This window comes from Paenibacillus sp., from assembly GCF_035645235.1.
Taxonomy (GTDB): Bacteria; Bacillota; Bacilli; order Paenibacillales; family YIM-B00363; genus Paenibacillus_AE.
Window position 1 is genome coordinate 1 of sequence record NZ_DASQMZ010000202.1, and the last position, 20,088, is coordinate 20,088.

18 protein-coding genes are annotated in these 20,088 nt (G+C 62.7%); 12 read left to right on the plus strand and 6 right to left on the minus strand.

Annotation, left to right across the window (positions count from 1 at the left end; all coding sequences use genetic code 11):
• The 3 genes from VEZ38_RS18875 to VEZ38_RS18885 form a co-directional block, all read right to left on the minus strand.
• A partial coding sequence (locus tag VEZ38_RS18875) for an undecaprenyl-diphosphate phosphatase (protein WP_324896276.1) occupies positions 1-705 on the minus strand: 705 nt, incomplete at its 3' end.
• A 27-nt stretch (positions 706-732) separates the two neighbouring features.
• Positions 733-1,641 (minus strand): RNA polymerase sigma factor SigJ, encoded by a 909-nt coding sequence (gene sigJ, locus VEZ38_RS18880; RefSeq protein ID WP_324896278.1) that lies wholly within the window; start codon positions 1,639-1,641, stop codon positions 733-735.
• A 45-nt stretch (positions 1,642-1,686) separates the two neighbouring features.
• Entirely contained in the window at positions 1,687-2,883 is a 1,197-nt protein-coding gene (locus tag VEZ38_RS18885) for an NAD(P)/FAD-dependent oxidoreductase (RefSeq protein WP_324896280.1), read from the minus strand.
• A gap of 396 nt (positions 2,884-3,279) precedes the next feature.
• Between VEZ38_RS18885 and VEZ38_RS18890 the strand changes: the two genes are divergently transcribed.
• The 4 genes from VEZ38_RS18890 to VEZ38_RS18905 all read left to right on the plus strand — a co-directional run bounded on the left by VEZ38_RS18890 (position 3,280) and on the right by VEZ38_RS18905 (position 6,285).
• Positions 3,280-3,942: a serine/threonine protein kinase gene (locus VEZ38_RS18890; RefSeq protein WP_324896282.1), complete on the plus strand. Its 663-nt coding sequence runs from the start codon at positions 3,280-3,282 to the stop codon at positions 3,940-3,942.
• The gene (locus VEZ38_RS18895) at positions 3,939-4,874 is read left to right on the plus strand and encodes a DUF72 domain-containing protein (protein ID WP_324896284.1); all 936 of its coding nucleotides are present in this window, start codon (positions 3,939-3,941) and stop codon (positions 4,872-4,874) included. The genes VEZ38_RS18890 and VEZ38_RS18895 overlap by 4 nt, the downstream gene beginning before the upstream one ends.
• A 340-nt stretch (positions 4,875-5,214) precedes the next feature.
• Positions 5,215-5,937 carry a pirin family protein gene (locus VEZ38_RS18900; protein ID WP_324896348.1) on the plus strand — a complete coding sequence of 241 codons (723 nt, stop codon included), beginning with the start codon at positions 5,215-5,217 and terminating at the stop codon, positions 5,935-5,937.
• 21 nt (positions 5,938-5,958) lie between these two features.
• Entirely contained in the window at positions 5,959-6,285 is a 327-nt protein-coding gene (locus VEZ38_RS18905) for a hypothetical protein (protein WP_324896286.1), read from the plus strand.
• A 56-nt stretch (positions 6,286-6,341) separates the two neighbouring features.
• Here the strand turns inward: VEZ38_RS18905 and VEZ38_RS18910 are convergent, their stop codons facing one another.
• Positions 6,342-6,827 carry a DinB family protein gene (locus VEZ38_RS18910; protein WP_324896288.1) on the minus strand — a complete coding sequence of 162 codons (486 nt, stop codon included), beginning with the start codon at positions 6,825-6,827 and terminating at the stop codon, positions 6,342-6,344.
• A gap of 197 nt (positions 6,828-7,024) precedes the next feature.
• Between VEZ38_RS18910 and VEZ38_RS18915 the strand changes: the two genes are divergently transcribed.
• The gene (locus VEZ38_RS18915; protein WP_324896290.1) at positions 7,025-7,864 is read left to right on the plus strand and encodes an aldo/keto reductase; all 840 of its coding nucleotides are present in this window, start codon (positions 7,025-7,027) and stop codon (positions 7,862-7,864) included.
• On the opposite strand, the gene VEZ38_RS18920 is transcribed toward VEZ38_RS18915, so the two are convergent.
• Both VEZ38_RS18920 and VEZ38_RS18925 read right to left on the minus strand, forming a co-directional pair.
• Entirely contained in the window at positions 7,861-9,186 is a 1,326-nt protein-coding gene (locus VEZ38_RS18920) for an MFS transporter (RefSeq protein ID WP_324896292.1), read from the minus strand. The genes VEZ38_RS18915 and VEZ38_RS18920 overlap by 4 nt on opposite strands.
• A 320-nt stretch (positions 9,187-9,506) precedes the next feature.
• On the minus strand, positions 9,507-10,400 hold the full coding sequence (locus VEZ38_RS18925) for an AraC family transcriptional regulator (protein ID WP_324896294.1): 894 nt from the start codon (positions 10,398-10,400) through the stop codon (positions 9,507-9,509).
• 152 nt (positions 10,401-10,552) lie between these two features.
• Here VEZ38_RS18925 and VEZ38_RS18930 point away from each other — a divergent pair, with 152 nt between their 5' ends.
• The 7 genes from VEZ38_RS18930 to VEZ38_RS18960 all read left to right on the plus strand — a co-directional run bounded on the left by VEZ38_RS18930 (position 10,553) and on the right by VEZ38_RS18960 (position 20,070).
• The gene (locus tag VEZ38_RS18930) at positions 10,553-11,389 is read left to right on the plus strand and encodes a phytanoyl-CoA dioxygenase family protein (RefSeq protein WP_324896296.1); all 837 of its coding nucleotides are present in this window, start codon (positions 10,553-10,555) and stop codon (positions 11,387-11,389) included.
• Positions 11,390-11,654: 265 nt separating this feature from the next.
• Positions 11,655-13,139, plus strand: a complete 1,485-nt coding sequence (locus VEZ38_RS18935; protein ID WP_324896298.1) for a catalase — start codon at positions 11,655-11,657, stop codon at positions 13,137-13,139.
• Between the two features lie 416 nt (positions 13,140-13,555).
• The gene (locus VEZ38_RS18940; protein WP_324896300.1) at positions 13,556-15,304 is read left to right on the plus strand and encodes an ABC transporter ATP-binding protein; all 1,749 of its coding nucleotides are present in this window, start codon (positions 13,556-13,558) and stop codon (positions 15,302-15,304) included.
• A 147-nt stretch (positions 15,305-15,451) separates the two neighbouring features.
• Positions 15,452-17,482, plus strand: coding sequence for an ABC transporter ATP-binding protein (locus VEZ38_RS18945; RefSeq protein ID WP_324896350.1), 2,031 nt, complete (start codon positions 15,452-15,454; stop codon positions 17,480-17,482).
• A gap of 126 nt (positions 17,483-17,608) precedes the next feature.
• Positions 17,609-18,142: a DUF420 domain-containing protein gene (locus VEZ38_RS18950; RefSeq protein ID WP_324896303.1), complete on the plus strand. Its 534-nt coding sequence runs from the start codon at positions 17,609-17,611 to the stop codon at positions 18,140-18,142.
• Positions 18,143-18,271: 129 nt separating this feature from the next.
• Positions 18,272-19,219 carry a UV DNA damage repair endonuclease UvsE gene (uvsE, locus tag VEZ38_RS18955; protein WP_324896305.1) on the plus strand — a complete coding sequence of 316 codons (948 nt, stop codon included), beginning with the start codon at positions 18,272-18,274 and terminating at the stop codon, positions 19,217-19,219.
• Positions 19,220-19,374: 155 nt separating this feature from the next.
• A complete protein-coding gene (locus tag VEZ38_RS18960) occupies positions 19,375-20,070 on the plus strand; it encodes a DUF2294 domain-containing protein (protein WP_324896307.1) in 696 nt (231 codons plus the stop codon).
• Positions 20,071-20,088 lie beyond the last annotated feature (18 nt).

Genomic DNA, 20,088 nt, shown 5'->3' on the forward strand with positions numbered 1-20,088 from the left:
GCCGCGCTTGAGGAAGTCGATCATCCAGCGGACGGCGACGTAGCCGAAGACGGCGGAGGCGAGCGCGCCGACGAGCAGCGGGCCGAGCCCGATGCCCTCGCCCGCGCCGCCCTCGAGCAGATGCATCGCCTGCAGCAGGACGCCGCCCGCGATGGCGGGAATCGACAGCAGGAACGAGAAGTAGGCCGCGGTTTCGCGGTCGAGCCCCCGCAGCAGCCCGCCGACGATGGTGAGGCCCGAGCGGGAAATCGCCGGGAGAATGGCGCCGGCTTGGAACGAGCCGATGACCAGCGCGTCCGCGTAGGTCAGGTGCTGCAGCTTCTTCCGGCCGTTCCGAATGCGATCCGCGAACCAAAGGAAGACGCCGGTCGCGAGAAACTCCCAGCCGATCGTCGCGCCGCTGACCGAAATCGCCTCGAAAAAATCCTCGAAGAAAAATCCGACGAGCACCGCGGGAATCGTGCCGACGGCGAGCAGCAGGCTGACTTTGCCGAACGGGTTCTTCATTACCCCGTACAGTTCTTCGCGATAATAGTACACGACCGCGGCGAGCGTGCCGACGTGCAGCATCGTATCAAGGAACAACCCGGCCTCTCGAAGGCCGAACGCGTGGCGGCCGAGCGCGAGATGGCCGGTGCTGCTGATCGGCAAAAACTCCGTCAACCCTTGTATCAACCCGAGGAAAAAGGCTTCGATCCAGGACATGCTCCACCCCGTTTGTCCGTAGTGGTACTAGGGTATTCGCAGTCCCTCCGAAACATGTCTCAGTTTGTCCGGGTTGCGGACGATGTAGATGCCCCGGATCGAGCCGTCCGCGGCGAGCCGGAACGCCATTACGCTCCGGACCGCCCGCTCGGGACCTTCGAGCGCGACGAGCGCCGGCTCGCCGTTGACGACCGCCGGCACGAGCATGTCGTCCGGCGACATCTTCCTCGCCAGCCCGCCAAGGAAGGCCGCGACGCGCGCCTGCGAATGAATCGGCACCGTCGCCGCGAACGTCTTGCCGCCGCCGTCCGACAGGAGCACGACGTCCGGGGCGAGCCGGCGAAACAGCGGTTCGAGGTCGCCCGTGCTCGTCGCTCGGCGGAAGGCGAGCAGGAGCTCCTCTGCAAAGCCGGCGTCGGGCGGGGCGATGTCCGCGCGCTCGCCGTCCAGCTTGGCGCGCACGCGGCTCATGATTTTCCGCACGTTCGCGGGCGTCTTCTCGAGCATGGCGGCGACTTCGTCATACCCGAAGCCGAATGCTTCCCGCAGCACGAAGACGGCGCGCTCGACGGGGGAGAGGCGCTCCATCAGCAGCAACATGGCGATCGACAGCGTCTCGTCGCGCTCGAATGCCGCGGCCGGGTCGCCTTCGGCGGCCGGCGCCCCGAGCAGCGGCTCCGGCAGCCACGGCCCGACGTACGTCTCCCGCCGCGCCCGGGCGGAACGGGCGAGATCGGTGCACCGATTGACGGCCATCCGGCACAAATACGCCTTCGGGTGCTCGAGCTCGCGCTCCGCCGCCGGACGCCGCGCCCATTGCAGGAACACCTCCTGCACGACGTCCTCCGCCTCCGCGCGCGAGCCGGTCATCCGATACGCGAGCGAAAACAATAACGGCTTGTATTTCACGTACAACGCGTCCGTCGATACGGCCATTCCTATCACGCTCCTCATTTCCGGGGCCGCGCCCCCGCATCCCTATTACTTCATAAAGCTGGCGTAATTCCAGGTGTACTCGCGGACCTTGCCGCCCAAGGCGCCGCCGATCGTAAAGTCGACGCCCCAATGGCGAATCCAAGCGAAGCCTTCGCCCTCGCCGAGGCCGACGCAGTATTGCTGCCGCGTGTCGGCCCGATGCGGCTCCGCCGGCGCGCCGGTCAGGTCGGCGAGCAGGACGCGGCCGAGCCGCCCTGCCTGCGCGATCGCTTCCCGGCAGGTCATGCCGTCCTCGATACCGGTGTCGGCGTCGACGACCCGCGCGTTATCCCCGATGGCATATATCGTATCATGCCCGCCTCGCACGCGATACGAGGAATCCGTCAGCAGCCGTCCGCTGTCGTCGAGCGGGAATCCGAAGCTGCGTAAGGCCGGATTCGGATCGACGCCGATCGTCCACACGACAAGGCCTGCCGGGAGGCGCCGCCCGTCCGACAGCGTCGCGCCGCTCTCGACGTCGTGACGGACGACGCGTACGCCGCGGACGACGCGCACCCCGATCGAGCGAAGCCTCGACTCGAGCCGGCGGGACGCCGCGTCCGACATGAGCGGGACGAGCCGGTCGGCGCCGGCGACGATCGTGACGCGGGGCAGCGCCGCAGGCAGACCGAGCGCCGCGGCGCGCCGCTTCATCGCCTTGGCGAGGGCGGCGGCGGTTTCGACGCCGCTGATGCCGCCGCCGGCGACGACGACCGCGCACAGCGCCGCTCGCCGGGCGGGGTCGGTCTCGGCGGCGGCGGCCGCCAAATTCGCCTCCGCCGTCAGGCGAATGCGCTCCGCCTGCGCTTCGTCCCGCAGCGCGATGCCGCCCGCGCCCGCCGGGGCGTCGCGCACGACGCTGCCGAGCGCGAGCACGAGGCGGTCGTAGGCGAGCGCCTGCGGTTCCCCGCCGCCGGGCGCCCCGGGGTCGACGTAGCGGACGAGGCGCGCCGCGCCGTCGACCCCGACCATTCGGCCATGTACGAACTCGACGTCCCCCTCGGGAAACAAGGTCTCCCAGGGAACGCGCAGCGAAGCGGGAGCGGCCGCGGCCTGGACGAGGCGAACCTTTTTCAAATGAGTCCGTTCCTGATCCAGTAATACGACGCGGACAGGTACGCCGCGCCGGATGCTTTCCGCCTTCGCCGCCTTCGCGGTATGGATGCCTGCGTAGCCGCCGCCTACAATGACAATGGTGTGCATATCGATTCGCTCCTTCTTGTGGGTATGAATTTATAAATGGAACGAGAAGGCGGCGGTTTTTGTGACAAATCGCGAACCCCGCGTCAAGGAGGCGGATCCGTTCAAGGGCGTATGCCGAAAGTCGGCGGGTAGGCGGGAAGGGAAAATGTCAGGAGGGCGGTGTCCGTCCGACGGGCCTGTGATAAAATAGAAACCATAATTCCAGTTGGGATTTCTTCGAATAAGCTGGATGAAGCAGCTTTATAGAATAGAGGAGCGGGGAGGGAGCGGCGATGAAGGTTTTGCAGCTGGTGGTCCGGCGGACTCGCCGGCCCGCCGCAAGCCGATCGACCGGCCGTTGCGGGCGCGTCCGTCCGCGGGGCGGACGATTCGGCGAGACGGGCGGTGGCGCGTAATATGGAGCGCTTCGCCGAATTGATTTATGAAGAGCTGCTCCCGGGGATCCGCGTCGAAAGTCCGGACCCGCACGACCCCGTCGTCGTCTCGGAGCTGCCGAAGCCGTGGAAGGTGCTCGGCCGCGGCAATTACGCCGCCGTCGTCGTCCACCCCGATTACCCGGACCGCGTCGTAAAGCTATACGCGCCGGGCCGCGAAGGCTGGGACGAAGAGGTCGAGGTGTATCGACGGCTGGGCGAGCACGAGGCGTACTCCAGATGCCTGCATGCCGACGAGACGCACCGCTTCCTCGTCATGAAGCGGCTGTACGGGAAGACGCTGTACGAATGCGTCTTGCAGGGGGTGCGCATCCCGAAGCGGGTCGTCGACGACATCGACGCGGCGCTCGCGTACGCGCGCGAGCGGGGCCTGAATCCGCACGACGTCCACGGGAAGAACGTGATGGTCACCAAAGACGGACGCGGCGTCGTCGTAGACGTATCCGATTTTCTGAAAGCCGAGCCTTGCGGGATGTGGGACGATCTGAAGAAGGCGTATTACCGCATTTATCTTCCGTTCCTTCACGACCGCCCCGTCGCGATCCCGAGCTCCCTCATGAACGGGGTGCGCAAGGGATACCGGTTTCTACGCAAAGGCCGCAGCCTGTGGGGGAGCGACTCGTGAACGAAGGCTTTTCTCTTGAAAACGTTTCCATCGGCCTAGCCGGCTGGGGCGGCCACGATACGGTCTATCCGGCGGCGACGCCCGCCGCGCGCAAGCTCGCGATGTACGCGCGGCAGTTCCCCGTCGTCGAAGTGGACAACTCCTTCTACGCGATCCCGACGCCGGAAGCCGTGCAGCGCTGGGTCGACGACACGCCGGACGACTTCGGCTTCGTCGTTAAGGCGTTCCAGGGCATGACGGGACATGACCGGGATACGGGCCGCCGCGCGCTGGCCAAGCTGCTGACGGGCGAGGCGGCGCCGTCCGTCGACGCCCTCGCCGATGTTTCGGAGGCGCAGGAAGCGGCGATGTTCGCCGCGTTCCGCGCCGCCTTCGAGCCGATGGCGCGCGCGGGCAAGCTTCGGGCGATCCTGTTCCAATATCCGCCTTGGTTCGATTGTACCCGGGACAACGTTGCGACGCTGCGGCGGGCGAAGGCGCTTATGGCGGATGCGCCCGTCGCGCTGGAATTCCGCCATCAAAGCTGGTTCGCGCCCGAATTTCGCGCGAAAACCTTGTCGTTCATGGAGCGCGAAGGGTGGATGCATAGCGTCTGCGACGAACCGCAGGCCGGGCTCGGGTCGATCCCGATCGTACCCGTTCCGACGCATCCGGAACGGACGATCGTACGGTTCCACGGACGCAACGTCGCGGGCTGGCACGCAAGCGGCAGTCCCGATTGGCGGGCGGTACGCTACTTATACGATTACAGCGACGCCGAGCTGCGCGACTGGGTGGGCATTCTTCAGCGGATGCTGGCGCATACGGCGGCGATCGACGTCATTTTCAACAACAATTCCGGGGGTCACGGCGCCGGCAACGCGAAGCGGTTGATGACGATGCTCGGGCAGTCGCGCGGCGAGCCGCCGCCGGAGCAAATTTCATTGTTTTAGGACGTCCGAATGTCTCGTCGAACGAAGAGCCGAACAAGAGCGTAACCCCCTCCGCCGAGCAGTCGGGCAATTCCGCGAACAGGCTGACGGACGGCGATCCCGGCACGCGTTGGTCGGCGAAGTCGTATTCGCAAAGAGTCCCGCGGTCGCGTACGGCGGCGCCTGGACGCACAGCGCCGACGCCGGTTACTTATATAGTCATTCGGGCATTCGAAGAGCCGGCCGACGTGGCGGCTCGTCCTTTTGGCTTGCGTCGCGCGCCGTGATATCATTAGGGGAAAGCGACGCCGATCCATTTGCGCATTTCATATGGATTCGGAACGGGGAGGGAACGAATACGATAACGGTATATCCAAAACATACGCGAATCAGCCACGACCATGGGTGGCTGCAGTCGAACTTCAGCTTCTCGTTCGGGGAGGACTTCGACGAGAGGAACGCAAAGTTCGGACCGATGCGGGTGTGCAACGACGATACGGTCGCCCCGCGGCGCGGCTTCGGCGCGCATCCGCACGCGGACATGGAGATCGTCTCCGTCGTGCTGAGCGGAAAGCTGCGCCATGAAGACAGCCTCGGCAACGTCGCGGTGACGGGCTTCGGCGAGGTGCAGCGCATGTCGGCCGGCACCGGGGTCATTCATACGGAGGCGAATCCGTCCGACGACGAGCCGGTGAACTTGCTGCAGATGTGGTTCGAGCCGTCGCGTCCGGGCTTGCCGCCGTCCTACGAGACGTCGTCGTTCGATCCGTCCGCGCTGACGGGAAGGCTCGTGCCGATCGTGTCGCCCGAAGGCGGACCGTCGGCCGCGAAAATTCATCAGGACACGACCATCTACCTGTCCCGCTTGCCGGCGGGCGAGGCGATCGAATTTTTGCAGGGGATGGATCGCCGCTCGTTCCTGTTCGTCATCGAGGGCTCGCTTTATGCCGCGAACGCGGGCGATCCGACCGAGACGGCGACGCTGCGGACGCGAGACACGGCCCGCATCACGGAGACGCCGCATCTGAAATTTACGACGGCGGGCGAGGAAGAAGCGTTCTTCCTCCTGATCGATCTGCCGTAAGGCGCGAAGGGAGCGAAGAAGATGGAAGGAAGACTGCTGATCAAGCACGCGGTGGGCGGCCGCACGTTCCTCGATTCGGCGAAGACGCCCGTTCCGTTCGTCGTGCGCGAGCGCACCGAGGGCGGTTGGTCGTTCGAAGTGCAGGTGCCGAGCGGCCCGGCGATCGCGGAGTTGCTGAAGTGGAAGCGGGAGCTGAACCTGTTCGTGTTCGAAGAGCAGCTGCAGCCGGTCGTGAAGCATTGGTTTTACGTCGAGCCGGACCGCGTCATGTACGACGAGGCGTCGGGGACGCTGCGGCTCGCGGCGGGGTCGAAGCTCGACTACGTGCCGGACGAATATACATGGTAACGTAAGCAAGGCCGGTCGCGGTTGCGACCGGCCTTCTTTGCCGTGTGCCGAAAAGATTATTCTCTGGCGAACAGGATATAATCGACCGGCGTCGGCTCCAGCCCGGCGCCCCGCAGCCTCGCGTTGATTTGTCCCCGATGATAACTGCCGTGCAGGAAAACATGCGTGAGAATATCGGCGACCGACGTGCGGAATTCCGCGCCGGTGCTCGTGCGGTAGACGACGAGCCGTTCGAAGTCGTCGCATGCGGCGATAAATGTTTCGAATTTCGGCAGCAGCTCCTCGGAGCGCGCGCTCGCCTCCGCGACGTTCCAAGCCGGGAAGATCGGCGCCACGAAGCTGTCGCCCCCGGTCAATCGGGACAACCAATTGGCTTCCGCGCCTACGACGTGCGCGTACAGCTTCGCCGCCTCCAGAGGTAAGCCGGCCTGTTCGGCGTCCTCCGTATCCGCCGCGGATCGTTCCGCTTTCCCCAGCGTCGCCCCGATGCGCCGGTCCGCCCAGGCCATATGACGCAGCATGCGTTCGAACGCTTCCTTCATGATTTATGCCTCCCCCTCATTAAAGAGATCATTACCCAAACTTTACCACAACGGATCGAAGGCGTGTGATCGGTTTTCTTTTGCATGCCGCTAATGATTTCGAATGGGCGGGGGCATTTTCCAATGTTGTATAAGGTTTGGTAAAATCATCTCGAGGCGAAAACCAAACATGGCCTCGAGACGAAAGGAGATTACGCATGACGGCGACGGCAAGAGGATTGACGGATACGACCACGCTCAATAACGGCGTGAAGATGCCGTGGATCGGATTAGGCGTGTGGAAGGTAGAGGAAGGCCAACAGGTGGAGGACTCGGTCGCCGCGGCGATCGCGAACGGATATCGGAGCATCGATACGGCGGCGGTGTACGGCAACGAGGTCGGCGTCGGGAAGGCGGTGCGAGAGTGCGGCGTGAAGCGGGAGGAGCTGTTCGTGACCACGAAGGTGTGGAACGCGGATCAAGGCTTCGACAGCACGCTGCGCGCGCACGAGGCGAGCCTGGAGCGGCTCGGTTTGGACTACGTCGATTTGTATCTCGTTCATTGGCCGGTGAAGGACAAATACCGGGAGACGTGGAAGGCGCTCGTGCGGCTGTACGAGGAGAAGCGGGTGCGCGCGATCGGCGTGAGCAACCACCAGATCCATCACCTGGAGGAGATCATTCAAGATACAGGCGTCGTTCCGGCGGTCAATCAGGTGGAATATCATCCGCTTCTGTCGCAGGTTGAGCTGCTGTCGTATTGCAAAACGAAGGGGATTCAGATGGAGGCGTGGAGCCCGCTCATGCAGGGCAACAATCTCGATCACCCGGCGCTGCGGACAATCGCGACCAAGCACGGCAAATCGACCGCGCAGATCGTGCTTCGTTGGGATTTGCAGCACGGGGTCGTGACGATCCCGAAATCGACGAAGGTCGCGCGCATGAAGGAAAACGCGGACATCTTCGACTTCGAATTGAGCGCGGAGGAGATGGGCGCCATCGACGCAATGAACGAAAACCGCCGCTTCGGCGCGGACCCGGACAACTTTAACTTCTAAACGTTCGAAGACGGCGCGCCGTCGGCCGAAGCGGGATTTTTCGCGGGGGCCGGCGGCGCGCTTTCTTTCGTGCGCAGGCGTCGCGCCGTGCCCGCATGGGAGGCGAAGGCGGCCGCGACCATCGCGACCAAGAACGCCGCGCCCCAGCCGAACATCGCCCTGGGCGGCCAGTCGCCGACGCCGAGCGCTCCGATCGCGGAGGAGCCGATGCAGAACGCGGTGAAGCTTAGGGCGTTGACGGAGTAGATCTTCCCGGTGTGGCACGGTTCGGCCATCGTCTGGATCGCCGTCAGCAGCGGAATGCCGATGACGGGGCCGCCGATGCCGCCGATCGCCGCGCCGAGGCAGACGACCCAAGGCGTCGAGGCGCCCGCGGCGATGACGGCATAGCCGGCAGCGAGGAACAGCCACCCGAGGAGGACGGCGCGGAACGGCTTGGCGACGGGAAGCCGCGTCATGAAGAGGCTGCCGAGCAGATTGCCGGCGCCGTAACAGCCCACGATGACGCCGAGCCAGCCGCCGCCCGCGCCTTCGGCGCCGCCGGAGCCGACCGCGCCGCCGCTCAGGTCGGCCGCCAATACGGGGAAGCCGACCGTCCACAACGTCTGCCAAGCGAGAAAACCCATATTGCCGAAGAGGATCGTAAACAGTAACGTTCGGTTCGCCCGCAGCGCCCGGCCCGCCTCGACAATGTCGCGAGCGTAGCGCGCAGGCGTCATCCGTTCCGAAGGCGTCGTCCGAGGCGGCGTCGCCTGGCCCGCGCTCCAGACGAAGGCGGCGGAGAGGGCGTACGCGCAGGCGTTGACGAACACGAGCCACGGGAGCGGGACGAACGGCGAGAGCGCCGCGACGGCCATCGGCGCCGCGATTCGGATGGCGCGGAAGGTGGTATCTTGCAGCGCGTTGGCTTGGTTCATCAGCTCGGGCGGAACGACCGCTCGGACGGCGACGGTGCGGGCCGGAGCGAACAAGGCGACGAACAAACCGATGCCGAACTGGACGCCCATGAACAGCCCGAGATGGTCGACCCCGCCGAGCATCATCGCGAAGACGGCGAGCGCCAGCAGGAAGCGCGCCAAGTCGGAGCAGATCATCAGCGCGCGGGGCGAGGACCGATCCGCGATCGCGCCGAACAGCAGCGTGAACAGGAGCCCCGCGATCATCTCGGGGATCGACAAGAGGCTGAGCGCGGAAGGCGAATCGACGCGCTCCAGCAAATACCAGACGAGCGCGATCGCGTAGCATTGGTCGCCGACGTTGGAAGCGATCTGGGCGAACCACAATCGAACGAACGGCCGGTTGCGGCGGAGAGTAGGATGCATGCGAACCTCATTTCCCAGAAAACGATGACATTAGTTCGATAATCATCAAACCACTAGTTCAGTATACCGCAACGGACTAATGCTGGGAATGGGGAAATCGCAAGGCTAGGGGGATTTGCGGAGGAAGCCGTCTTGCGAAGAAAACATTTTTTTTTGGCGGGAAGCGCGCGGCGAGCATGCGACGCGCTTTGCTGTTTATCGGGGCGTTCCCTTAATTAAAACGTCGGGAAGAGACGACGGGCGGGGTATGAGGATCATGGAGCTCGGCATCTTCGGGAAGACGTTCGTTGCGAGGACGGTAGGGCGTCTCACGCGCGTCGTCATAGCGGAGAGCTCCGCCAAGCGCCGGGCGCCGCGCCCGTGATACGCTTGAACGCCTTCGAGAAATGATGAACGTCCGCGAACCCGCAATACGCGGCGATCTCCTCCTGCGACAGCGACGTCGACCGCAGCAGCTCGCCCGCGTGCGCCACCCGCATCTCGAGCAAATACCGGTGCGGCGGCATGCCGTACGTCGCCTTGAATCGCGCGGCGAAGCGGGACGGGGATAGACCGGCCCGGGCGGCCATCGTCTCCACGGGAAGCGGCTCGTGCAGGTGCAGCGAGAAATACGAAGGGATCCAGCGGAGCTCATCGAGCGGCTCGCGCTTCGACGTCCCGTCGCGGTCCGGGGGCGCGTGGTCCGCAAGGACCATGGCGATCAGCTCCGTCGCCGCGGCCTGGACGCTTAGCGGCGCGAACGAGTCTCCCCCCAGCCACGTGTCGACAAGGCGGAGCAGGGCATCCCGCATTCGCTTCGGGTCCCGGGGCCGCAGCCGAACCGGGACGGCGAATCCGAAGACGTCGTCCATTCGGGGCTGCAGCAGGTCGAGGTATGCCGTCAGATCGGTCTGCCCCGGGCGGGTAGGGAAGCTCCGTTCCCGATCGGAGGAGAAGAACACATCGAAATGCGCGAAAGGCGTCTCCGTGTCCGTCAGCCCTTCCAGCTCGCAGAGGCTGCCCGGTTGGATGAGCGCGAATTCGCCGTCCCGGAACTCGTGCCGACACCCGTCGACCGTAAAGACGCAGCGGCCGCGCCGCACGAACACCAGTAAATAATCGAGCAACCGCCTCTCCGGTACGCGCCAAGGCCGTCGCACCGCGCGGTCGCTCTCCCGGACGTAAGGCACGATCGGCCCTGCGGCCGCCTGCGACGTCGTTGTAAGCCGATGCATCGCGTCGGCGCCTCCTTTGCCTCTTCCGCAAAACAGTCGTTTTTGACAAACGGGGAAGATGATTTAGACAATGCCTCCCCTAGCGGTTATGGATTACTATGAATGTACCATAACGATTGCGACCGAGGAAGACAAAAGGGAGGCGCCTCTTCATGAACGAAATCGAACGATCGCTGCCGGAACTGAGCGGGACGTACGAGCTCGCCCCGGAATATATCGAGAGGTATCGCCGCGACGGGCATACGCTGCTGCGCGGCGTCGCGAGCGGGGAGGAGATCGCCGCCTACGAACCCGTGCTGTCCGAGATGGTGCGCGAGCGGAACAACCATGACAAGCCGGTGCATGAGCGGGATACGTACGGCAAGGCGTTCATTCAGGTCGGTAATTTGTGGGAATACAGCGAGGCGGCGGCTCGGTTTACGCTGGCGAAGCGGTTCGCGCGCATCGCGGCGGAGCTGATGGGCGTCGAGGGCGTTCGCATTTACCATGACCAGGCGCTTTATAAGGAGCCCGGCGGCGGCCACACGCCGTGGCACCAGGATCAAATCTACTGGCCGCTCGAAACCGACCATACGATTACGATGTGGATGCCGCTCGTCCCGATCTCCGAGGAGGTCGGCTCCATGATGTTCGCTTCGGGCTCCCATCGGAACGGGCTGATCGACAAGACCGTCATTTCCGACGAATCGCATCGGACGCTGGCGCAATATATCGAGGGCAAAGGGTTCGAAAAGGTCACGTACGGCGCGATGAACGCCGGCGACGCGACGTTCCATGCCGGCTGGACGGTGCACAGCGCGCCGGGCAACCCGACCGAGACGATGCGCAAGGTCATGACCGTCATCTACATGGCCGACGGCGTGCGCATCGCGGAGCCGGACACGGCCGCGCGCCGCAACGATCTGGCGCGGTGGCTGCCGGGCCTCGGCCCGGGCGATATCGCCGCCTCGAGGCTGAATCCGATCGTTTACGCGCGTAACGAATCCTAAAAAGAAAATGCCGCCGCGGCGCAAGCCGGGCGGCATTCTTCGTATATAAACGCCTAACGACGAAAGACCGCGGCCGCATCCGAAACGAACGGATATGGCCGCGGTCTTCGCCGCATAGAGTAGAATTATAGCGCCGCATGCGCTGCGTTAACCGTTTGTTACTTCATGAATAATTGACAACGGTTCTCAATATAATTAGAACCATACCTATATTAGAATTATTATAATATAGTAATAAACAAAACTTAAAGAGGTGATGGGATTTATGAGCGAGCAGCATCGAAACTACCTGACGACGAATCAAGGCGTCCCCGTCGGCGATAACCAAAATTCCCGCACGGCCGGGCAGCGGGGCCCTACGTTATTGGAAGACTATCACCTCATCGAGAAGCTGGCCCATTTCGACCGGGAGCGCATTCCGGAGCGGGTCGTCCATGCCCGGGGCGCCGGCGCCCATGGCGTGTTCGTGCTCGAACACAGCATGAAGCGGTACACGAAAGCGAAATTTCTGCAGGAGCCGGGGACGGAAACGCCGGTGTTCGTTCGCTTCTCGACGGTCATTCACGGGCAAGGCTCGCCGGAGACGGCTCGCGATCCCCGCGGCTTCGCTACGAAGTTTTATACGGAAGAAGGCAACTACGACCTGGTCGGCAACAATTTGCCGGTGTTTTTTATTCGCGACGCGATCAAGTTCCCGGACATGGTGCATTCGCTCAAGCCCGCGCCGGACACCAACATTCAATCGGGCGACCGGTACTGGGACTTCATGAGCTTGACGCCGGAATCGACGCATATGTTGACGTGGGTCATGTCCGATTACGGGACGCCGGCGAATTATCGCGAGATGGAAGGCAACGGCGTTCACGCTTTCAAATGGATCAACGCGCACGGGAACTACGTGTACGTGAAATACAAATGGATGCCGCATCAGGGCGTCCGAAATTTGACGCGGGCGCAGGCGAAAGCGGTGCAGGGCGAGGACTTCAACCATGCGACGCGGGATCTCTACGAAAATATTAAAACGGGCAACTTCCCGAAGTGGGATTTGTTCGTGCAGATCGTCGCGCCGGAGGACGTCGACGGCTTCGACTTCGACCCGCTCGACCCGACGAAGCTGTGGCCGGAGGAGCTCGTGCCGCTGCAGAAGGTCGGCACGATGACGCTGAACCGCAACCCGGACAATTTTTTCGCGGAGGTCGAGCAGGTCGCGTTCGCGCCGAGCGCGCTCGTGCCGGGCATCGAAGCGTCGGAGGATAAGCTGCTTCAAGGCCGATTGTTCTCGTATCCGGATACGCAGCGGTATCGTCTAGGCGCCAATTATTTGAACCTGCCGATCAATTGCCCGTACGCGACGGTGCGCAACAATCAGCGCGACGGCTCGATGCAGACGAAGCAAAATCCGTCGCCGATCAACTACGAGCCGAACCGCCACGCGGATACGCCGAAGGAGGCGCCGGAATACCGCGACAGCAGCATGCCGCTCTCCGGGAACGCCGGGCGGGAGAAGATCGCCAAGACGAACGATTTCGCGCAGGTGAAATATACGTATCGGAAATTCACGAAAGAAGAGCAAGACAACTTGGTCGCGAACTTGATCGACGAGCTCGGCGCGGTGCATGAACGCACTCGGCTGCTCGCCATTTGCAACTTCTACCGGGGAGACGCGGAGCTCGGGCAGCGGGTCGCCGACGGGCTCGGTATCGATATTTCGGGTTACCTCTCGCAGGCGGCCGCGGGCAAGCATCAATAACAGGGGAACGAGCTTCCCAAAAAAAGAAGTTGACACCGATGCGGAGAGCATGGTAATTTACCACTTGTAAACAAATGGATGTCAATAAGAGCACGAACGGGAAAGGAGCGACACGAGCGATGCGTAACGTCCACATGGGAATGACGGCAATGGTTGGATTCGGCTGGAATGGAACGGTTCGCAACGCATTCGTGACCTCCGAGGCTCCGCTTTCGCGCTCCGGTACGCGCGCCGCTACGGCGTAACGCGTCGCCGCACGTCGATACGGATATTCAGAGCGCAGGTCACGGATGGATCGTGGCTTGCGCTTTTTCGTTTTCCCCATACAAGGGGAAGACGGAGGAAGCACACCGCGCAGAGCGAATCGAAGCGGTGTGCTTCTTTTTTTTCGCGAAACGAAAGGGGAGTTGGATTACATGTTGTCCGTATTGGGGAAGCTCGGCTGGTTTTTTCGCTTGGAGTGGAAGCGGTATGCCATCGCCGTCCCGTTATTGATTTTCGTAGGCATTCTGGAGATTATCCCCCCGAAGCTGGTCGGAGACGCGATCGACGCGATTCAGCAAGGCGCCTTGACGGCATCGAAATTAACCGAGACGCTCCTGCTCTTCGGGGGGATCGCGGTCGCCGTGTACGCGGTCACGTACATATGGATGTCGAAGCTGTTCGGCGGCGCCTTCGTCGTGGAGCGGCTGCTCCGGTCGCGGCTGATGCGGCATCTGCTGAAGATGACGCCTACGTTTTACGAAAAAAACCGAACCGGCGACTTGATGGCGCGCGCGACGAACGACCTCAAAGACGTCTCGATGACGGCCGGATTAGGCATCCTTACGCTCGTCGACTCGACGGTGTGGATGCTGACGCTGATCGTCGTGATGACGACGCTCGTCTCGTGGAAGCTGACGCTCGCGGCGATTTTGCCGCTGCCCGTGCTGGCGGTTTGCATTCAGGTGTACGGAAAATGGATTCATACCCGCTTCAAGGCGGCGCAGGACGCTTTCGGCGATATGAACGACGGCGTGCTCGAGACGATCTCCGGGGTCCGCGTCATCCGCGCGTTCGTGCAGGAGCGCGCCGCCGAACGCCGGTTCGGGGACGTTACGGGAGACGTGCTCGAAAAAAATATCGCCGTCGCGCGCATCGACGCCCTGTTCGAACCGACGATCAAAATCGTGGTCGGCGCAAGCTACCTGATCGGCATCGGGTACGGCGCGTATCTCGTGTTCCATAACGAATTGACGGTAGGCGCCCTCGTCACGTTCAACGTCTACCTCGGCATGCTGATTTGGCCGATGTTCGCGATCGGCGAGCTGATCAACATTATGCAGCGAGGGAACGCTTCGCTCGACCGCGTCAACGAGACGCTGTCGTACGCGCCCGACGTCGAGGAGCCGGCGGAGCCGATCCGTGCGGCGCGGGCGGGCGCGATTCGATTCCGCGACGTGACGTTCCGCTACCCGACGTCGGAGACGGTCAACCTCGATCGGGTGAACGTCGAGGTCCAGCCCGGCCGGACGCTCGGCATCGTCGGGCGGACCGGCAGCGGCAAGACGACGCTCGTCAAGCAGCTGCTGCGGGAATACCCGGTCGGCGAGGGAGAAATTACGATCGGCGGCGTGCCGATCGACAAGCTGGCGTACGACGATTTGAAGCGTTGGATCGGCTACGTGCCGCAGAGCCCGTTCCTGTTCTCCCGCACGGTGCGCGAAAACATCCTGTACTCCAAGGGAGAGGACGGCGTCGACCGGCTGGAGGAAGCGATCGAGCTCTCCGCGTTCAAGAAGGATTTGGAGTTTTTGCCGAACAAGATCGCGACGCTCGTCGGAGAGAAGGGGGTCGCGCTGTCCGGGGGTCAGAAGCAGCGGGTATCGATCGCGCGGGCGCTGCTCGCCGATCCGCAAATTTTGATTCTCGACGATGCGCTGTCGGCCGTCGACGCGAAGACGGAAGCCGAAATCATCGGCAACGTGCGGCGCTCCCGCGAGGGCAAGACGACGCTCATCGTGACGCATCGCATCTCGGCGGTGCAGCACGCCGATCATATTATCGTGCTGGACGACGGGCGCATCGTCGAGGAAGGCACCCACGAGCAGCTGCTCGCGAAGGGCGGCTGGTATAAAGAACAATTCGAACGGCAGCAGGCGCAGTCGACGGACGCGATCGTCTAACGTCGGAGCGCCGGGGCCGGGACGGGATAAACTTAAGGAAAGCGGGAGGGATCCGCGATCATGCAAGAAGAAGATTTCGAGTGGGAGCAGCTCGACCGGGAAGCGGTGAAGCGCGCGAAACCGGGCAAGCGGCTTTGGCAATACGCAATGATCTATAAGAAAACGATTCTCTTCGCCCTCGCGATGCTCCTCGTCGCGATCGGCACCGAGCTCGTCGGCCCGTTCATCGCCAAGCGAATGATCGACGTGCACATCGCGGGCATCGAGCAGCCGTGGTACCGCGCGGCGGCGGCCGACGACGCGACCGTATCGTTCGGCGGGGCGCTGTGGAAGCGCGCCGATCGGTTCGCGGCGGGCGAGGCGCGCGGGGAAGAGGCCCGCGTCCTGCAGGTCGGGCGCGGCTTCGTCTTCGTGCCGGGCGCGGTCGACGCGGACGGCGAGCGCAGGCTGACGCCGGAAGGCTGGCTGGAGGTCAGAGAGGGCGACACGCGGCGGGTGTACGTCGATTCGGTCGCGCTGACGAACGAGCAAATCTTCGCGTTCTACCGGCCCGAAATCGCGGGCATTTTGGAGCTGAGCTGGCTGTATTTAGCGCTGTTGCTCGTCTCGGCGGGCTTTAGCTGGGGCCAGCGGTATTATTTGCAGGCGTCGGCCAACCGGATCATCCGCAAGATGCGCGACGACGTGTTCGCGCATATTAACCGGCTGCCGATCCGGTACTTCGACAATTTACCGGCCGGCAAGGTCGTCTCGCGCATTACGAACGACACCGAAGCGATTAAGGAGCTTTACGTGACGGTGCTCGCGAATTTCTTCTCCGGGACGCTGTACATTCTCGCCATCCTCGGCGCGATGTTTTTCCTCGATGCGCGGCTGGCGCTCGCATGTACGCTGGTGCTTCCGCTGCTCGTGCTTTGGATCATCGTCTATCGGAGGTACGCCGCCGGATACAACCGGATTATTCGCTCGACGCTCAGCGAGATGAACGGCATGATCAACGAGTCGATTCAGGGCATGCCGATCATACAGGCGTTCCGCCGCGAGAAGCGAACGGAAGAAGAGTTCGAGGCGATGAACACGCGGTATTTCGACTACCGCAACAAGATGCTGCGGCTGAACTCCCTGACCTCGCATAACTTGGTCAGCGTGTTCCGGAACGTCGCGTTCATCGCGATGATTTGGTATTTCGGCGGCATCTCCGTGAGCGGCATCGAGGGCGTCGTCTCGGTTGGCGTGCTCTACGCGTTCGTCGATTACCTGAACCGCATGTTCCAGCCGGTCGTCAACATCGTCAATCAGCTGCCGAACCTCGAGCAGGCGCTCGTCAGCGCGGAGCGGGTGTTCGTGCTGCTCGACGAAGCCGGCGAGGACGTCGCGGACGAAGCGATGCCGCGTTACCGCGGCGACGTGCGCTTCGAAGACGTCTGGTTCTCGTATAAGGAAGGCGAGCCGGTTCTGAAAGGCATCACCTTCGAGGCGAAGCAAGGGCAGACGGTCGCGCTCGTCGGCCATACCGGCTCGGGCAAGAGCTCGATCTTGAATTTGCTGTTTCGATTCTACGACGTCGACGCCGGACGCATTACGGTCGACGGCGTCGACATCGGCACGCTGCCGCGGCAGACGATCCGCCGCCACATGGGCATCGTGCTGCAGGACCCGTTCCTGTTTACGGGTACGATCGCGACGAACGTCTCGCTCGGCGACCCGTCGATCCCCCGCGAGCGCATCGAGAAGGCGCTGAAGGACGTCGGCGGCGAGCGGATGCTGGCGGCGCTCGCGAAAGGCGTCGACGAGCCCGTTATCGAGAAGGGGAGCACGCTCTCCGCCGGGCAGCGACAGCTTATCTCGTTCGCCAGAGCGCTGGCCTTCGATCCGGCGATTCTTATTTTGGACGAAGCGACGTCCAATATCGATACCGAGACGGAAGCGGTCATTCAGGACGCGCTCGACGTCGTGAAGCAAGGGCGAACGACGTTCGTCATCGCGCACCGGCTGTCCACGATCAAGAGCGCCGATCTGATCCTCGTGCTCGATCGGGGCGAGGTCGTCGAGCGCGGCTCGCACGACGAGCTGATGGCGCTGGGCGGCAAGTACTGGCAGATGTACCAGCTGCAGCAGGGCGGGGCGGCGCCGATCATAGGCACCGCGGCTCCGTCCGCGACCGCGGCGCCGGCGTAACGGCGCGCGCGGGCTGGCGCAATTGTGAAGGTTCCGTTACAACGGCCTCCAGCGTTTGCGTTGTTCGGTTCGTTTTCATTATGATGGGGGTAGCAGGCTATTCCAGAACGAAGGACGGGATCCGTCGTGACGCCGACCAAAGAACGGAATTTTACTCCCTTGATCGTAACGCTGTCGATCGCGATTAACGCGCTCGTGGCAATCTTGTTTTTTTTGCCGGAGGCCGAAGGGCTCGATCATGTCGATTGGACGATCTTGCCGCTGCTGAACGCGGTATTTAACAGCTTCACCTTCGTGTTTCTGACGGCGGCGCTCATTTTCATCAAGCAACGCAACGTCAAGCTGCATCGAAACTTTATCTTCGCGGCCTTCGTTTCGACGACGCTGTTTCTGCTGTCGTACGTGACGTACCACTGGGCGACCGAGTCGACGGCGTACGGCGGCGAAGGCGTCATCCGATACGTCTATTTTTTCATCTTGATCACGCACATCCTGCTTGCGATCGCCATCGTGCCGCTCGCGCTCGTGACCACCGCGCGCGGCCTCAACAACCAAACGGCGAAGCATCGGAAAATCGCCCGTTGGACGATGCCGATCTGGCTGTACGTCAGCCTCACCGGCGTGATCGTGTACCTGATGATTTCCCCGTACTACGCCTGATCGCGCCGTCCCGCCGAAGCCGTCCCGCAGCATGCATCTCCGCTGCAGGGCGGCTTCTTTGCATTGGGTGAATTGCAGGTAATTGGGTATCGTATAAGGAGGGACGTCGGGGGAAAGGCGGAGAGACGCATGGAAATTCGTCTAGGGTACGTCTCGACGGCGCTCGCGATTTACGGCAATACGCCGAGCTCGAGCTTTACGTATAAGCGGTTCCGGGAGCTGCCGCGGGACGAGGCGATGCAGCGGATGATCGAGGTGGGCCGAGGCAACCTGGAGGCGACGCGGCGCATTTTGTACTATAACGCCGCCCACGGCGTGCGGCTGTTCCGGCTCAGCTCGGCGCTGGTGCCGCTGTCGACGCATCCGGACGTCGGGCTTGACGTGCGGGAGACGTACGGCAGCCTTCTCGCGGAGCTCGGGGCGTTCGCCCGCGCGCACGACATGCGCCTGTCGATGCACCCGAATCAATTTACGCTGCTGAACGGCAGCGAGACGATCGCGGAAGCGGCGATTCGCGATTTGGAGTATCATACCGACATTCTCGAAGGCATGGGACTCGGGCCCGAACATCCGGTGAATATTCACATCGGCGGGGTTTACGGGGACAAGGAGTCCGCGATCGAGCGGCTCCACGAGCGGCTGCCGCTCGTGCCGGAGCGCGTACGGGCGCGGCTCACGTTCGAGAACGACGATAAGACGTATACGCTAGAGGAGACGCTCGCGGTGTGCGAGCGGGCGGGGCTGCCGATGATGTGCGATTTGCATCACGATCGCTGCAATCCGTCCTCTTCGCCGCCGCTCGAGCTGTTGCCGCGCATCTCGGCGACATGGGGGGAACGGCCGATGAAGATTCACGTCTCGTCGCCGAAATCCGAGAAGGAGTTTCGCGCGCATGCCGACGACGTCGAAGCGGGGCCCGTAGCGGCATTCCTGAAAGGCTGCAGGGACGCGGGGCTGCCGCGCATCGACGTCATGGTCGAGGCGAAGCGCAAAGACTTGGCTTGCTTCCGACTGGCGGAAGAACTGGCCGCGATCCGGGGCGTCAAGAGAATCGAAGGGGCGGTATTGCGATGGTGAGACGCAAAAGATTTTCGCCGGCGCGGGGCCGATCCGGCGACCGCGGCTTCCCCGATTCGGAGAAGTATGGTAAACTGAATATGATTGGCGTCATGGAAGTCGCTGATTCTACCGATGATGGATCAAACCAACAGGATTCGGTGACGCGAACAGACATGATGATACAAGAAGAATTAAAGAAAATTAGCAGTTACGCGAGCAAGCTGCTGCGGCAGAAGTTCGGGCGCGGGCCCGAATCTTGCTTCGCCTCGGCTGCGAGCCGGTTTTTGGTCATTACGATCAAGGGTTTTTTGTCGCCGATGGAAGAAGTGCTGCTGCAGCACGATAAGGAAGACAGCGTAGACCGGACCCGGTCGATTATCGTATCCTCCATGCTTCCCGAGTTGCGCGGGGTAATCAGCGTGTCTCTTGGGGTAGAGGTGGAACGATTTTACCACGACTGGAACTACGCGAACAACGCCGGCGTCATCGTTGCGATGTTCGAGCAGGAGCTGCCGTTCGTACGAACGCATCCGGCCGCCATTCCGCAGAAGATCGACATAGACGCTTTCCGGGAAGAGATCAATCGGATCAGCGCCTATGTACAACGAGTGCCCGATCATCTGGACATTCATCAAATTTCTCCGAAGCTTATCGTCGTCATGAAGCTGGGCATCTTGATTCCTATCGAGAAGGCGCTGCTAGGACGGGGATTCGATCGGGAGCTGCGGCTCGCGAAGGACGAACTGGAGAAGCAACATTTTCAACAAAGTCCGATGTTTTCCAGGGTGCTTGGCGGGCCGCTCGACAATGTGTTTATCGATTGGAACTTCCTTGAAGACGAAAGTATGGTCTGCTTTCAGCTCAAATAGCGTTCGGTAAATGGGGGA

What these genes read in the sequence shown, in the direction of transcription:
- sigJ (WP_324896278.1), bottom strand. Translation starts at nt 1,641, where the DNA reads ATGGCCGTATCGACGGACGCGTTGTACGTGAAATACAAGCCGTTATTG.
- VEZ38_RS18885 (WP_324896280.1), bottom strand. Translation starts at nt 2,883, where the DNA reads ATGCACACCATTGTCATTGTAGGCGGCGGCTACGCAGGCATCCATACC.
- VEZ38_RS18890 (WP_324896282.1), top strand. Translation starts at nt 3,280, where the DNA reads ATGGAGCGCTTCGCCGAATTGATTTATGAAGAGCTGCTCCCGGGGATC.
- VEZ38_RS18905 (WP_324896286.1), top strand. Translation starts at nt 5,959, where the DNA reads ATGGAAGGAAGACTGCTGATCAAGCACGCGGTGGGCGGCCGCACGTTC.
- VEZ38_RS18910 (WP_324896288.1), bottom strand. Translation starts at nt 6,827, where the DNA reads ATGAAGGAAGCGTTCGAACGCATGCTGCGTCATATGGCCTGGGCGGAC.
- VEZ38_RS18915 (WP_324896290.1), top strand. Translation starts at nt 7,025, where the DNA reads ATGACGGCGACGGCAAGAGGATTGACGGATACGACCACGCTCAATAAC.
- VEZ38_RS18920 (WP_324896292.1), bottom strand. Translation starts at nt 9,186, where the DNA reads ATGCATCCTACTCTCCGCCGCAACCGGCCGTTCGTTCGATTGTGGTTC.
- VEZ38_RS18925 (WP_324896294.1), bottom strand. Translation starts at nt 10,400, where the DNA reads ATGCATCGGCTTACAACGACGTCGCAGGCGGCCGCAGGGCCGATCGTG.
- VEZ38_RS18930 (WP_324896296.1), top strand. Translation starts at nt 10,553, where the DNA reads ATGAACGAAATCGAACGATCGCTGCCGGAACTGAGCGGGACGTACGAG.
- VEZ38_RS18935 (WP_324896298.1), top strand. Translation starts at nt 11,655, where the DNA reads ATGAGCGAGCAGCATCGAAACTACCTGACGACGAATCAAGGCGTCCCC.
- VEZ38_RS18940 (WP_324896300.1), top strand. Translation starts at nt 13,556, where the DNA reads ATGTTGTCCGTATTGGGGAAGCTCGGCTGGTTTTTTCGCTTGGAGTGG.
- VEZ38_RS18945 (WP_324896350.1), top strand. Translation starts at nt 15,452, where the DNA reads ATGATCTATAAGAAAACGATTCTCTTCGCCCTCGCGATGCTCCTCGTC.
- uvsE (WP_324896305.1), top strand. Translation starts at nt 18,272, where the DNA reads ATGGAAATTCGTCTAGGGTACGTCTCGACGGCGCTCGCGATTTACGGC.
- VEZ38_RS18960 (WP_324896307.1), top strand. Translation starts at nt 19,375, where the DNA reads ATGATGATACAAGAAGAATTAAAGAAAATTAGCAGTTACGCGAGCAAG.